The sequence below is a fragment of the Candidatus Enterococcus willemsii genome (genome assembly GCF_009933335.1).
In the GTDB taxonomy this organism is placed as follows: Bacteria; Bacillota; Bacilli; order Lactobacillales; family Enterococcaceae; genus Enterococcus_F; species Enterococcus_F willemsii.
In genome coordinates, this window is record NZ_MAEL01000058.1 from 1 (window position 1) to 14,085 (window position 14,085).

11 protein-coding genes and 2 pseudogenes are annotated in these 14,085 nt (G+C 37.8%); 11 read left to right on the forward strand and 2 right to left on the reverse strand.

Features of this window, described 5'->3' with window-relative positions; all coding sequences use genetic code 11:
• Positions 1-48: 48 nt before the first annotated feature.
• Both BAU17_RS13320 and BAU17_RS13325 read right to left on the reverse strand, forming a co-directional pair.
• A complete protein-coding gene (locus tag BAU17_RS13320) occupies positions 49-678 on the reverse strand; it encodes a DUF2812 domain-containing protein (RefSeq protein WP_029486095.1) in 630 nt (209 codons plus the stop codon).
• 11 nt (positions 679-689) lie between these two features.
• Complete coding sequence (locus BAU17_RS13325) at positions 690-1,001, reverse strand: PadR family transcriptional regulator (protein ID WP_029486094.1); 312 nt, start codon at positions 999-1,001, stop codon at positions 690-692.
• A 194-nt stretch (positions 1,002-1,195) separates the two neighbouring features.
• On the opposite strand from BAU17_RS13325, the gene BAU17_RS14140 reads away from it, so the two are divergent.
• The 11 genes and pseudogenes from BAU17_RS14140 (at position 1,196) to BAU17_RS13375 (ending at position 13,796) form a co-directional block, all read left to right on the forward strand.
• The gene (locus BAU17_RS14140; RefSeq protein ID WP_000713595.1) at positions 1,196-1,366 is read left to right on the forward strand and encodes a hypothetical protein; all 171 of its coding nucleotides are present in this window, start codon (positions 1,196-1,198) and stop codon (positions 1,364-1,366) included.
• 13 nt (positions 1,367-1,379) lie between these two features.
• Positions 1,380-1,997, forward strand: coding sequence for a recombinase family protein (locus BAU17_RS13330; RefSeq protein ID WP_105195091.1), 618 nt, complete (start codon positions 1,380-1,382; stop codon positions 1,995-1,997).
• Between the two features lie 223 nt (positions 1,998-2,220).
• Positions 2,221-3,972 carry a SpaA isopeptide-forming pilin-related protein gene (locus tag BAU17_RS13335; protein WP_161903323.1) on the forward strand — a complete coding sequence of 584 codons (1,752 nt, stop codon included), beginning with the start codon at positions 2,221-2,223 and terminating at the stop codon, positions 3,970-3,972.
• An 84-nt stretch (positions 3,973-4,056) separates the two neighbouring features.
• Positions 4,057-4,266 (forward strand): annotated as a pseudogene (locus BAU17_RS13340) (recombinase family protein); the annotation flags it as partial.
• Positions 4,266-5,543, forward strand: a pseudogene (locus BAU17_RS13345) (DNA topoisomerase); the annotation flags it as partial. The pseudogenes BAU17_RS13340 and BAU17_RS13345, both read left to right, overlap by 1 nt.
• Positions 5,544-5,687: 144 nt before the next feature.
• Complete coding sequence (locus BAU17_RS13350) at positions 5,688-7,478, forward strand: sigma-54-dependent Fis family transcriptional regulator (protein WP_161903325.1); 1,791 nt, start codon at positions 5,688-5,690, stop codon at positions 7,476-7,478.
• A gap of 354 nt (positions 7,479-7,832) precedes the next feature.
• Positions 7,833-9,185: a dihydrolipoyl dehydrogenase gene (gene lpdA, locus BAU17_RS13355; RefSeq protein ID WP_010731440.1), complete on the forward strand. Its 1,353-nt coding sequence runs from the start codon at positions 7,833-7,835 to the stop codon at positions 9,183-9,185.
• A 16-nt stretch (positions 9,186-9,201) separates the two neighbouring features.
• Positions 9,202-10,170 (forward strand): thiamine pyrophosphate-dependent dehydrogenase E1 component subunit alpha, encoded by a 969-nt coding sequence (locus tag BAU17_RS13360; protein WP_010731441.1) that lies wholly within the window; start codon positions 9,202-9,204, stop codon positions 10,168-10,170.
• 24 nt (positions 10,171-10,194) lie between these two features.
• The gene (locus BAU17_RS13365; RefSeq protein ID WP_002405048.1) at positions 10,195-11,226 is read left to right on the forward strand and encodes an alpha-ketoacid dehydrogenase subunit beta; all 1,032 of its coding nucleotides are present in this window, start codon (positions 10,195-10,197) and stop codon (positions 11,224-11,226) included.
• A gap of 17 nt (positions 11,227-11,243) precedes the next feature.
• Entirely contained in the window at positions 11,244-12,449 is a 1,206-nt protein-coding gene (locus BAU17_RS13370; protein ID WP_002405049.1) for a dihydrolipoamide acetyltransferase family protein, read from the forward strand.
• A 297-nt stretch (positions 12,450-12,746) separates the two neighbouring features.
• Positions 12,747-13,796 (forward strand): 2,3-butanediol dehydrogenase, encoded by a 1,050-nt coding sequence (locus BAU17_RS13375; RefSeq protein WP_025188186.1) that lies wholly within the window; start codon positions 12,747-12,749, stop codon positions 13,794-13,796.
• Positions 13,797-14,085: the final 289 nt, after the last annotated feature.

Consider the following 14,085-nt stretch of genomic DNA (forward strand, 5'->3'; position numbering starts at 1 on the left):
CTATATTTTGGGGGTCACTACAATTTAGAAGAGGTTCTTTCTTTATTCTTATTTTCTTTTAAATTTTGAATCGTCATTTATAAGTGAACGTATGAGGTAATAGATACCTAAAAACAGAAAGAAAAATAACGGTAATACACGGAGTAAAACAAACGGAGTTTCAAAAATGAACGCTTTCCAAAACCACATACCCTCCATTTCCCATAAACCTTGGGTAAAATACCATGATTTAAAGTTCAATATCTTATCCAAATTCCAAGAATTACTACTAAAAAAAATAAAGAAATACAATAAAAATAAAAATCCGTATGAATAACCATATTTAACATATCTTCTCTTCGCACTTTCTTGAGAATCTTTGTCAGAAAATATTCCTCTTGATACGTCAGGACGTTTTTGCTGAAAGTACTGAGCACCACCAGAACGACTTCCTTTTATTAGTTTCCAACCACTATCAGAAAATAGTGTTACATAATCTTCATAGTTTGTTTTCTTCATACTTTTTTCTCTAAAATCAAGGCGTACATAAGGAATGAACATTTCTTTAGTAGATAATTTTTCAAAAGTATACATAGGGACTGCAGAATTAACAGAAACTAACTTATAGCCCTCTTCTTGTATAGAATTAATCCATTCTTCTTCTTTTTTTAAAGATAAGAAAATTCTAAATTTCTTCATGTTTTTCCCTCCTAATATCCAAATTCAGAAGATAGTTTAGTCAGACTTCTTAAACGTTCTATTTCTAGTGTTAAAACTTCTTCTCCTATATCGGTAATTTTGTAAACTCTTCTTCTTTTTTCCCTATTTGGAATTTCTTCTATCCAATTAAGCTTAAGTAAATTTTCAATCGCTCCATACATGGTTCCAGCTGCTACCTTTACAAATCCATTACTCAACTTTTCTATTTCTTGAATAATGGCATATCCATGTGCAGGAGTGGTTAAAACTAATAGAATGTAAAAAGTTGTTTCGGTTAAAGGTAAATGAGGATTTCTACTCATATATGTTCCTCCTTTTTTTGTTATATAGTTACACTGTATATAGTTTCTATGTATACAGTGTAACTATATAAATTTAGAAAGTCAAGTATCGTTTTGTGTTCAATAGGGTATACTTATTTGTCCTAATATGGTTTTAGCAGTATAATTGACTTGATGAATAGGTCATTTAAGTTGGGCATAATAGGAGGAGTAAAATGAAAAAATTTATTTATCGAGTTTTAGAAAATGATGAAGTGGTGGCTATTTTTAATGAGCAACAATATGCGCAAGATTTTATCGCTTACGAAAAGACAATTTCTGATAAGCAATTTGAAATTGAAAAAGTAGATATAGCTGATTGGTTATTGCAACCGAGAGAATTTTAGAGGTTGGTTAAACATGGCTAAAATTGGTTATGCACGTGTCAGTAGCAAAGAACAGAACTTAGATCGGCAATTACAAGCGTTACAGGGCGTTTCTAAGGTCTTTTCAGACAAATTAAGCGGTCAATCGGTCGAACGTCCACAATTACAAGCTATGCTTAACTATATTCGTGAAGGGGATATTGTTGTTGTTACTGAATTAGATCGATTAGGACGGAATAATAAAGAATTAACAGAATTGATGAATCAAATTCAATTTAAGGGGGCAACCCTTGAGGTTTTAAACTTGCCCTCTATGAATGGGATTGAAGATGAAAATTTAAGGCGTTTGATTAATAATTTAGTGATTGAATTATATAAGTATCAAGCTGAATCTGAACGTAAACGTATTAAAGAACGACAAGCCCAAGGAATTGAAATAGCTAAGTCAAAAGGAAAATTCAAGGGTCGTCAGCATAAATTTAAAGAAAATGATCCACGTTTAAAACATGCTTTTGATTTATTTTTGAACGGTTCTACCGATAAAGAAGTGGAAGAACAAACTGGAATTAATCGCCGAACGTTTAGAAGGTATCGTACAAGATATAACGTGACAGTAGATCAAAGAAAAAACAAAGAAAAGAGGGATAGTTAATGAGTACAGTTATTTTAGCTGAAAAACCAAGCCAGGCATTAGCCTATCAAATATTTAAATGGAAAAATGAGCGAAAGGGCTTTATGTATTTTAATATGAGTAGCTTTGGATTTGCATAGAATATTCACTGATTCTTGGTTGTTTGAGCTTATTCTATAGCGACGCTATTTGATATATTGTATTATAGTATTTGAATTGATTTTGAAGTTTAAGAGGAAAAAAGATGAAAAACAAAAAGTGGATAGGGGTACTGGGAATCATAGGTATTTTATTGAACATTCTGCCTTTTGGAGCATTTACAAGTGTTAGTGCAGATTCAGTGATTCAAGATGGAGGAACATTTTATCAAGACGTGCCCGAAGCAGCTAATAGTCCGTTAGGTGCTGCACAATATTTTCATATTTTTGCGAATGACGTAACCTTAAGAACACACACGAATGGAAATATTGCGGCTAAAAATTTTAATGGAGGAAATGCAAATTTTGGAACGAATGGTTATCTAGATAAAGAATATTTTTATTTAGATAACGTTCAATCTATTAATGGCAATTCTGGTATTACTGGTGAAGATCATAATAAGTTGGTTGTTGGTGCCTCTGTTTCCGTGGATATTTCTAATCCAAATCGACCAAAAATAAATGATACGAATATGGATCACTTGACAGCAAGTCAAATTTATCAGGATCAAGGAATAAATCAATACATTAACTTTACAGAAGAAATGGAGAGATTAAGTAATGCAAGTCAAAAAATTACTAGTGCTACACCAGATTTAACTTTTAGTGCAAGTGATTTTCCTGATAGAAATAACCGTGTGATTGATGTTAGTTCAATCAACAAGAGTGCGGTATTTATTACATTAAGTGCAGATGTTTTACAAACGGGTACACCGTTAAATATTGCTGGCTTAGAAAAAGGGTATGATTGTAGCGAAGTTAAAAGTGTCTTTATCACTGTAGATACAGAGGGGCAAGATGTTTACAATTCAAATAGTCAGATTAACCTTTCTTACACAGATGGATCAGAACGCCATAACCATGAAGCAACTGATTTTTCTGATAGCACCATCTTGTGGAATTTTACAAGTATGGGGACACCATATAATGGGACTGTGACAATTCAATCACCTTGGCAAGGCTCCATTTTAGCTCCTAAAGCAACGATTGACGGTTCAGGTGTAAATATTGATGGATCCATTATAGCGGATAAATTTTTGGGGGCCGGGGAAACGCACCGTTGGGATTGGCATGGCTGTTTCCATTCCGAAGAAGTCGGTTCCGTTCTTTTAACGAAAACAGATGCAAAAGATCAAACAAAAGTGTTGGCAGGTGCTGAATTTAGTCTATACAATTCAGACGGTAAGTTGATCAAAGACGGACTAACGACGGATGAAAATGGTCAATTGAGTTATGAAAATTTAGCTATAGGAAACTATTATTTTGTCGAAACAAAAGCACCAGCTGGGTACCAATTAGATGCAAGTGAACACCATTTTGAAATCAAAGCTGGAGAAACAGCGAAACCCGTAGGTGTTACCGTAACTAACGAAGCAGACAAAGAAGAAGTTGGTTCCGTTCTTTTAACGAAAACAGATGCAAAAGATCAAACAAAAGTGTTGGCAGGTGCTGAATTTAGTCTATACAATTCAGACGGTAAGTTGATCAAAGACGGACTAACGACGGATGAAAATGGTCAATTGAGTTATGAAAATTTAGCTATAGGAAACTATTATTTTGTCGAAACAAAAGCACCAGCTGGGTACCAATTAGATGCAAGTGAACACCATTTTGAAATCAAATCTGGAGAAACAGCGAAACCCGTAGGTGTTACCGTAACCAACGAAGCAGACAAAGAAGAAGGATCTAATCTTCCAAAAACAGGTATGAAATCTGAATCTAGTTTACTCGTAATTGGAGCTTTATTGTTGATCATGGGGTTAGCAAGTATTTGGATTCGAAACAGAAACAAAGCATAAAATGAAAGGTTCTGGCTTCTACAATATTTAGTGTTGGTGGGAAATCTACGGATTTTCCACCAACTCTTTTTTTGTAAAAAAAGAAAGTCAAAAGGAAAATTCAAAGGTCGTCAGCATAAATTTAAAGAAAATGATCCACGTTTAAAACATGCTTTTGATTTATTTTTGAACGGTTGTTCCGATAAACAAGTTGAGGAACAAACTGGAATTAATCGCCGAACGTTTAGAAGGTATCGTACAAGATATAAAGTGACAGTCGATCAAAGGAAAAACAAAGAAAAGAGGGATAGTTAATGAGTACGGTTATTTTAGCTGAAAAACCAAGCCAGACATTAGCCTACGCAAGTGCTTTAAAACAAAGCACCAAAAAAGACGGTTATTTTGAGATCAAAGACCCACTATTTACAGATGAAACGTTTATCACCTTTGGTTTTGGGCATTTAGTGGAATTAGCAGAACCAGGTCATTATGACGAAAAGTGGCAAAATTGGAAACTTGAATCTTTGCCGATTTTTCCTGATCGATACGATTTTGAAGTTGCAAAAGATAAGGGAAAGCAGTTTAAAATTGTTGCAGAACTTCTCAAAAAGGCAAATACAATTATTGTTGCAACAGATAGCGACAGAGAAGGTGAAAATATCGCCTGGTCGATTATCCATAAAGCAAATGCCTTTTCAAAAGATAAAACATTTAAAAGACTATGGATCAATAGCTTAGAAAAAGATGTGATCCGAAGCGGTTTTCAAAATTTGCAGCCAGGAATGAATTACTATCCCTTTTATCAAGAAGCACAAACACGGCAAATTGCCGATTGGTTGATCGGAATGAACGCAAGCCCTTTATATACCTTGAGTTTACAACAAAAAGGCGTACAAGGTACATTTTCATTAGGACGTGTACAAACACCGACTTTATATCTCATTTATCAACGCCAGGAAGCAATAGAAAACTTTAAAAAAGAACCTTTTTTCGAGGTGGAAGCTAGTATAAAAGTAAATCAAGGGTCATTTAAGGGCGTTCTAAGCCCCACACAGCGTTTTAAGAGCCAAGAGGAACTTTTATCCTTTGTTTCTTCTAAACAAGCTAAAATAGGCAATCAAGAGGGCAGAATCGCTGATGTTCAAACCAAAGAGAAAAAAACGAATAGTCCTAATCTGTTTTCTTTAAGTAGTTTGCAGTCAAAAGTCAATCAGCTTTATAAAGCGACAGCGAGCCAAACATTAAAAGCTATGCAAGGCTTATATGAAGCTAAATTATTGAGTTATCCAAGAACAGACACGCCATTTATTACGGACAGCGAATTTGCGTATTTAAAAGCGAATTTTGGCAAATATAGCGGTTTTTTAGGACTTGATCTTGAAATGGTTCAAACAGAGCCTAGAAAGCGTTATGTGGACGGTAGTAAGGTACAGGAATACCACGCCATTATCCCAACAAAACAAGTACCTACCAAATCTGCATTAGCGAAAATGGACGATTTGCAACGAAAAATTTATGCTTTAGTCGTTAAAACGACCGTTGCCATGTTTTTACCTGATTACTTGTATGAAGAAACCAAGATACAAACGAAGGGGGAAAACAGACTTTAGACTGAAATAAAAAAAAAAGCTTAGTGAATCCATCTCGATTGACAGAATTTAAGGGCAGATAGACTTCCTTTTTTTATTTCACAATCTTGTTGTATAATAGTGTAAAGGATTAAAGGAGATGATTAGATGGAAAAACAAATTTGGAAGCAGTTTGTACAAGGAGAAACGAGAGTCCTAACGCAGCTTCCATCAAAAATAGCTAATTCATGGCAATTCTGTTTACAAAACCATGTGGATCCTTTTTCAGTCAAACCACCAAAAATTTTAACTGCAAGTGACTTAACAACGAAGCAGCAAGAGAATCAAGAACTCATCCAACTTGTTAAAGCGGAATTAAGTAGCATTGAAAAACAGTTTCACTTAACAAATCAACTATTTATTCTAACCGATAATGAAGCAAATATCATTTGGCGAACGGGAAATTATCAAGCAAGAGATTTTGCCAATGAGATTGCCTTTCGTGAAGGAAGTAATTGGTCAGAGTTAGAAGTCGGTACGAATGCTATCGGTCTGGCCTTGCGATCAAAAGAAGATGAGTGTCTTGCTTTGGAAGAACATTACTCGGCAGCATCAAGAAAATGGAGTTGTGCGGCATCACCAATTCTTGATGAAAACAATGAAATTCTCGGAGTCCTAGATATATCAACGTATCAAAACTCGACGGCGAAGGATTCATTTTTACTATTGACGATGCTGACGCAAAAAATATCCAATCAGCTGATGAAACGGCACATTCAACGACGAAATGACTTATTAGAGTACGCAAAGTCTTTTTTAGAAGAAGTTCTTTTTTGTGATGCGCATTTTCGCATTATTCAAGTACCGCCTAGTATGGCAGATCAGTTTCATATAGGGCAGGATATGCGTAAAATCATTAGTCCAGCAATGATTTATGATCAAGAAAGTATTATGCGTAATCGCCAACTAATCGGTTACAAATACAAATTGTATCAAGTGAAAAATGAAAAGGGTAACACACCGACCTATCCAGGTGTAGCTTCTAGAAGTAAGAGTTACCAACAGTTTTTGAATCAGGTTATTAAGGTCTCTACAACGAGTGTGCCAATTCATATTTTTGGCGAGTCAGGTAGTGGAAAGGAAATAATATCGCAAACCATTCACCAAAATAGTCCACAAAAAAATGGCCCTTTGATTGCTATTAATTGTGGGGCTATTAGTGAGAATTTATTGGAAAGTGAGCTTTTTGGCTATGCACCAGGCGCGTTTACTGGCGCCAATGCGAAAGGGTTTGAAGGAAAATTATCACAAGCCAATGGCGGCAGCTTATTTTTAGATGAGATTGATAGTATGCCGGAAAAGATGCAACAATCTTTGCTTCGTGTATTAGAAGACAAGATGGTGACCCCTATTAGTGGAAAACCGGTCATGACTGATTTTCGCTTAATTACGGCAAGTAACAAGGATTTACGGAAGTTGGCCCTAGAAGGCAAGTTCCGAGAAGATCTATTTTATCGCTTATTTGTATGTACGGTCCGCATTCCGCCTCTTAGAGAACGCTTAGAGGATATTGCTCCACTGGTTGACCGATTTATGGTGAGCAATCATTGGGAAATTGATTGGAAGTGGAAGATTGAAAAAGTTGCCAAAGGATATCCTTGGTACGGTAACATCCGGGAGTTCAATAATTTTCTATCGCGAGTGGCGATATTTTACTCTGATTCAGAACCGTCAGAGGATGAATTGAACGCCTTAATTCAAACAGGTAGCATTTACCTAAATCAGGGTTCAACCAATTCCTACGAACCTATCTTTACTAGCAAAATAAAATCAGAAAAACATCGGATTGAAGAAGCGTTAGAAGCGAGCCATTTCAATATGACAAAAACAGCAGAAACATTAAATATCTCACGAGCAACACTGTATCGCAAACTAAAAAAATACGAGTTGTCTTGGTAAATTTTTGTGAAAAAAAGCAAATTGAGAAGAAATTTGTTTTTTTAGTAAAAAAATAGTTTGAAGCAAAAAAAAAGAGAAGGAAACTTCTCTTTTTTTTTGTGTCTCAGAAACTCGCTAATGAGACAAACTGTATCACATCTTTGTTGCGATTGTGTCTCAAAAAGGTAAGCGATTCCAAAGTGTGTGTTTCAAGATTAAAAATATGGCCGGAGTGATTTGTTGTATAACATCGTAAATCAGTCGTATAGCAAGGATTTGTGAAAGGAGAGATGTTCTCTCTTGTTTCACAAAAAAGTTGGCATACAACTTGCTTATTACTAGACTGAAAGCGTAATCAATAAGGAGGGACAATTCATGACAAACTATGACTTAATTGTCATTGGCGCTGGACCGGGCGGCTATGTTGCGGCGATTAAAGCTGCACAACTCGGCAAAAAAGTAGCTGTGGTCGAAAAGAATAAAATAGGAGGTACCTGTCTAAATGTGGGCTGTATACCTTCGAAAAGCTATCTGCAACATGCGCATTGGCTCTTATCATTGGAAGAAGGAAAAAAACATGGTGTAGATACTACGCTCAATGCCATAGACTTTTCAAAAATGGTCGATCGAAAAAATGGCGTCGTTCAAACACTGCAATCGGGCATTCAGCATTTGTTTTCGAGTAATAAAATTGATTACATCGAAGGTGAGGCTGCGTTAGTTTCTAAGACGTGCGTCGAGGTAGCTGAGAAAGCATTGCATGCTGAAAAGATTTTATTGGCGACAGGGGGAAAACCTTTTGTGCCACCGATTAATGGGATTGAACACGCACATTATAATACGACCGATACGTTCTTTTCTATGGCTGAATTACCGAAAAAACTTGTCGTTATCGGTGGTGGGATTATTGCAGTGGAGTTGGCATTTGCAATGAAACCATTGGGCGTAGACGTAACGTTATTAGAGGTAGCCAAAGATATTTTACTAACGGAAGATCCAGAAGCGCGCAAAATCATCAAAAAGAAATTGTCAAAAATGGGCATTGCCATTACGACTTCTGCAAAAATTGACCAAGTAACCGATAAGGAAGTCATCGTAGCTGGGAAAGCTGTGGCATATGATCGCTTACTCGTAGCTGCTGGGCGAAAACCAGATTTGACTTTAGCGAGTCAACTGGAGATTGAATTGGATGAAGCAAGCCGTTTCGTTCGCGTAAACAATACGTATCAGACCAGTATTCCAAGTATCTATGCAATAGGCGATGTCATCGGAGGTTATCAATTGGCACATGTTGCCAGTCAAGAAGGGATACGCGCTGTCGAGGCGATGTTTGGTACTGAGAGATTCCCAGTGGATAAAACATCTGTCCCACGTTGTCTTTACACTAGTCCTGAAGTAGCAAGTTTTGGACTATCTGAAGAAGAAGCGAAAGCCCAATATCAAGATGTAGTTGTGAAGATGATGCCTTTTTCAGGAAATGGGAAAGCCATTGCAGCGATGGAAACAGATGGATTTGTCAAAATAATTAGTGAAAAACACTACCATCAAATTCTAGGAGCGGTAATTGTCGGAAGCCATGCAACAGAGATGATTCATACGATTTTAGCTGTAAAAGAAGCAGAAGGAACAATTGATGAGCTTGATGAAATGATTTTTGCCCATCCGACGCTTTCTGAAGTGATTGGTGAGACGAGCAATTCATTATTTGGACGAGCAATTCATGGTTAATAAGGAGGAAAAGAAAATGACAAAAATGACAAAAGATCAAGCAAAATGGATCCTAAAAACAATGTACGATATCCGTAATTTTGAAAACCAAGTGCATGATATTTTTACGACAGGTGAAATTCCAGGATTCGTTCACTTATATGCTGGCGAAGAAGCAATTGCAACAGGCGTCTGTGCGAATTTGACAGATGATGATTATATTACAAGTACGCACCGTGGTCATGGACATTGTATCGCAAAAGGTTGCGACTTAGATGGCATGATGGCTGAAATTTATGGGAAAGAAACAGGCTTAAATAAAGGAAAAGGTGGCTCGATGCATATCGCCGACGTCGGTAAAGGAATGCTTGGGGCTAACGGTATGGTCGGTGGCGGCTTCCCAATCGCTGTCGGAGCGGGCTTACGAAATAAATATCTAAAAACAAAAGATGTTGCGGTATGTTTCTTTGGTGATGGCGCTGCGAATGAAGGGACGTTCCATGAAGGAATTAATATGGCGTCGATTTGGAAATTACCGGTCATTTTTGTTAACGAAAATAACTCATTTGCGGAAGCAACACCGCAATGGTATTCATCCGGTTCTAAAACAATCGCCGAACGTGCAGCAGCATATGGCATTCCCGGTGTAAGAGTGGATGGCGATGACTTGTTTGCAGTCTATGAAGCTACTGGGGAAGCAATCGAGCGTGCACGAAAAGGCGAAGGGCCAACACTGGTTGAATGTGTAACGTATCGCAATTACGGGCACTTTGAAGGTGACGAACAAAAATACAAAAATATAGATGGTGAAGAAAAAAATCGCCAAGATCGCGATTGTATTCCAGAATTTATCGAAAAAGCAATTGCGAAAAAATTATTAACGAAAAAAGAAGCAGAAGAAATTGCTGAAAAATCAACTACTGATATTGCGCATGCCATTAAATTTGCTGAAGAAAGTCCAGTTCCACGCCCAGAAGCATTGTATGAAGATGTATTCGCAGACTAAGCAGAGAAAAAGGAGAGAAGAAACATGACTAGAAAAATTACTTTTATGAAAGCTATTAACGAAGCATTAGAACAATCAATGGAGCGTGACGATCGAGTAATCTTACTTGGTGAAGATATTGCCGGAGGAGCAAAGGTTCCTCACTTAGAAGAGTCAAATGAAGATGCTTGGGGTGGCGTGTTTGGTGTCACAAAAGGTCTGATGCCTAAATTCGGTCGCGAACGTGTGATTGATACACCAATCTCAGAAATGGGCTACATGGGAGCGGCAGTTGGTGCTGCTGCTACAGGATTACGTCCAGTCCCAGAATTGATGTTTAATGATTTTATTGGTTTTTGTTTTGACACAATCTTAGCTCAAGGCTCTAAAATGCGCTATATGTTTGGAGGAAAAGCGAAAATTCCGATGACTGTCCGTACGTGCCATGGTGCAGGCGCAAGTGCCGCTGCTCAACACTCAGGATCATATTATGGCATTTTTGGCTCTATTCCAGCGGTCAAAGTAGTTGTCCCTTCTAACCCTTATGATGCTAAAGGATTACTAACGGCTGCTATCGAAGATGACAACATTGTTATTTTCTCTGAAGATAAGACTCTTTATGGCTTAAAAGGTGAAGTGCCAGAAGAGTACTATACTGTTGAAATCGGAAAAGCAAAAGTAAAACAAGAAGGAACGGATTTGACCATTGTGACTATCGGAAAAATGTTATACGTTGCTCTTGAAGTGGCAGATAAATTAGCGAAAGATGGCATCTCTGTAGAAGTAATCGACTTGGTTACTGTAGCACCGTGGGATCAAGAAACGATTATTCAGTCAGTGAAGAAGACAGGTCGTTTAATCGTGATTGACGAAGCCAATCCCCATAATAATACTGCGACAGATATTGCATCTATCGTCGGAGACAAAGCATTTGATTATCTAGATGGACCAATTAAATGTGTCTGTGCACCAAATACACCCGTACCATTTGCTACAAACTTAGAACAATTATACTTACCAAATGCAGACCGTGTATTAGAAACTGCAAATGAATTAATCGCGGACTTAAAGAAATAAGAGGAGGTGGATAGTGAATGGCAACAGAAATTACAATGCCTAAATTAGGGCTTACAATGACAGAAGGAACCGTCGACAATTGGGCGAAAAAAGAAGGCGATGCCGTTAGTAAAGGTGAAGTTGTATGTACAATTAGTTCTGAAAAACTAAGCTACGACATTGAATCGTCAGTAGATGGAACATTGATTAAAATTTTGGTAGCAGAAGGCGATGATGCGGAATGTACTGCGCCAATCGGCTATATCGGAGAGCCAGGTGAACAAGTAAGCGGGGAGGCTTCACCAGCTGAACCTACTTCTGCTCCAGTAGAGGAAAATAAGGCAACAAGTGAGGAACCAAAAGCACAAGCGGCACCTGAAAGAAAAGCAGGTGAACGTATCTTTATTACACCATTAGCACGCAAATTAGCTGCTGAAAAAGGATTTGATATTGCCCAAATTAATGGCTCAGGTGGCAATGGTCGAATTACTCGACGCGATGTACAGCGTCATCAACCAAGTGTGGAGACTACTATTGCAGCCGCATCTTCAACCGTCGGAGCTGGCTTAAAAGGTATGCGTAAGACAATCGCTGAACGTATGATGCATAGCTTACAATCTACAGCACAAGTAACCATCCAACAAAAAGCAGATATTACGAATTTATTAGCATTCAAGAAAGAATTGCAATCTAAATCGAGTGTTCCATTGAAGGATGGTCAATTAAGTATTACGACCTTGCTTTCAAAAGCAGTCATCTTGGCTTTGAAAGAAACACCAGATATGAATGCCTGGTATCAAGATGGTTCTTATGAAAAACAAGAGGCAGTTCATCTTGGAATGGCCGTTGCCGTTGCAGATGGCCTAGTTGTACCAGTCGTTGAAGACGCTGATCGCATGACGCTTACTGAATTAGGTAAGACCTTAAATAGTCGGATTACCGAAGCTCGTGATGGGTCGTTAGCTGGCAAGCATTATTCAGGTTCGACCTTTACGATCAGTAATCTTGGCAAGAGTGGAGCAGAGTACTTCACACCAATCATCAATACACCAGAAATTGGTATCTTAGGTGTTGGGTCAATGCAAAGCCAATTAGCATTTGATGAAAATCGCGAAGTAGTTGAGTTGAAGAAATTACCATTAAGCTTGACATTCGATCATCAAATCTTAGACGGTTCACCAGCTGCAGAATTTTTAGGCCGCATCATTTTCTACTTGGAAAATCCGTATAGTTTAGTATTCTAAAAGGTTTATTCGTATTTAAGGTCGTGTGTCAGAAGTTCTACTATAAGTGAAAAGACAGAAAAATCAAAAGTTGGAAAGGCAACTTCTGGTTTTTCTGTCTTTTCCATTCGAAGCATACGATACATCGTGATACGTTTTGTAACATGATGTTTCATAAAACTTTCCGATTTGTTACAGTGTTTCTAAGAAAGTACGATTTTATCAACTGTTTTAATTTTGGCACGCTTTTTGCTCATTATCTAAGTGCTTCACATGTTTTGAAGGAAACGTGATGAATGATGCATGGAGGAATGTCAAATGAAAGCAGCAGTATGGTATGGACAAAAAGATGTCCGTGTAGAAGATGTCGAAGTAAAGGCGTGTGAACCAGATGAAGTTCGAGTAAAAGTAGCATTTACTGGGATTTGTGGTTCAGACTTACATGAATTTTTAGAAGGACCAATTTTTATTCCCGTTGATCAACCAGATCCATTTGCAAAAGGTCAAGCGCCTTTAACGATGGGGCATGAATTTTCTGGAACGATTGAAGAAGTTGGTTCACAAGTGAAGGATGTAAAAGTTGGCGATCGTGTAGCTATTTTTCCTACGATGTCAAATGAAGCAAAAGTTGAAGAAGTTGATTTGTATGATGGCTATAACTTTATTGGCTTGGCAAGAGATGGCGGCTTCGCTGAATATTGTACCGTTCCAGAACATTACGTGTACAAATTGCCAGATGAAATGTCTTTTGAAGAAGGAGCTTTAGTTGAACCAACAGCGGTTGCTGTACAAGCGTGTAAAGAAGGCGGTGTAAAATTTGGTGACAAAGTTGCTATTTTTGGAGCCGGCCCAATCGGATGTTTAGTGGCTGCTGCTGCCAAGGCTGCTGGTGCGGTGGATATTATCGTTTGTGATTTGTCAGAAGAACGTTTAGAAAAAGCCAAAGAATTAGGTGCGACAGTCACATTGAATTCAGGAAAAGTAAATGTTGTTGAGGAAATCCGTGCGATGACAAACGGTGGGGTCGATGTTGCTTTTGAAGTTGCGGGCGTTGAAGTAACAGTCAAACAAGCGATAGATGTTACGAAAGCACGCGGCATGATGGTCATTGTGTCTATTTTTGCTCATGAAATATCTTGGCACCCAATGCAATTGATTAACTCTGGTGTGAAAATCACTTCGACCATTGCCTATACCCGTACGACATTTGCCCAAACAATTCAAGCGATTGCAAGTGGTCAATTAGCTGTTGATCCAGTGATTACAAGAAAAATTGAATTAGAAGAAATTGTGGAAGAAGGCTTTGGTCTTTTGACTAGAGACAAATCACAATCGAAAATCTTAGTAGACATTCAAAAAGGTCGCTAATTAAAAATTAGGCCGCATAATGGCGATTATGTGGCCACCCTACCACAAAGATTGAAGCTGAAAAGCTCCAAGTAAAAGGTCCTGAAAATTCGAAAGTTGTTGTTCAAACTTTTGGATTTTCGGGACTTTTTGCTTGGAACTAATTTTGGGTCGCCGTGACGATTTTAAAAGACAGATTTTTTTGTGTCTCAGGATTATGGTCATTTGCATGAATTCTTGAATGGATACTCGTCAGTTTGCGAATGCTAAGGTGAGTCGCAAAAAAATATGGTTCTGTTGCAAAGTCTCA

Coding starts and splice junctions, on each gene's coding strand:
- BAU17_RS13320 (WP_029486095.1), bottom strand. CDS start 678: ATGAAGAAATTTAGAATTTTCTTATCTTTAAAAAAAGAAGAAGAATGG.
- BAU17_RS13325 (WP_029486094.1), bottom strand. CDS start 1,001: ATGAGTAGAAATCCTCATTTACCTTTAACCGAAACAACTTTTTACATT.
- BAU17_RS14140 (WP_000713595.1), top strand. CDS start 1,196: ATGAAAAAATTTATTTATCGAGTTTTAGAAAATGATGAAGTGGTGGCT.
- BAU17_RS13330 (WP_105195091.1), top strand. CDS start 1,380: ATGGCTAAAATTGGTTATGCACGTGTCAGTAGCAAAGAACAGAACTTA.
- BAU17_RS13335 (WP_161903323.1), top strand. CDS start 2,221: ATGAAAAACAAAAAGTGGATAGGGGTACTGGGAATCATAGGTATTTTA.
- BAU17_RS13350 (WP_161903325.1), top strand. CDS start 5,688: ATGGAAAAACAAATTTGGAAGCAGTTTGTACAAGGAGAAACGAGAGTC.
- lpdA (WP_010731440.1), top strand. CDS start 7,833: ATGACAAACTATGACTTAATTGTCATTGGCGCTGGACCGGGCGGCTAT.
- BAU17_RS13360 (WP_010731441.1), top strand. CDS start 9,202: ATGACAAAAATGACAAAAGATCAAGCAAAATGGATCCTAAAAACAATG.
- BAU17_RS13365 (WP_002405048.1), top strand. CDS start 10,195: ATGACTAGAAAAATTACTTTTATGAAAGCTATTAACGAAGCATTAGAA.
- BAU17_RS13370 (WP_002405049.1), top strand. CDS start 11,244: ATGGCAACAGAAATTACAATGCCTAAATTAGGGCTTACAATGACAGAA.
- BAU17_RS13375 (WP_025188186.1), top strand. CDS start 12,747: ATGAAAGCAGCAGTATGGTATGGACAAAAAGATGTCCGTGTAGAAGAT.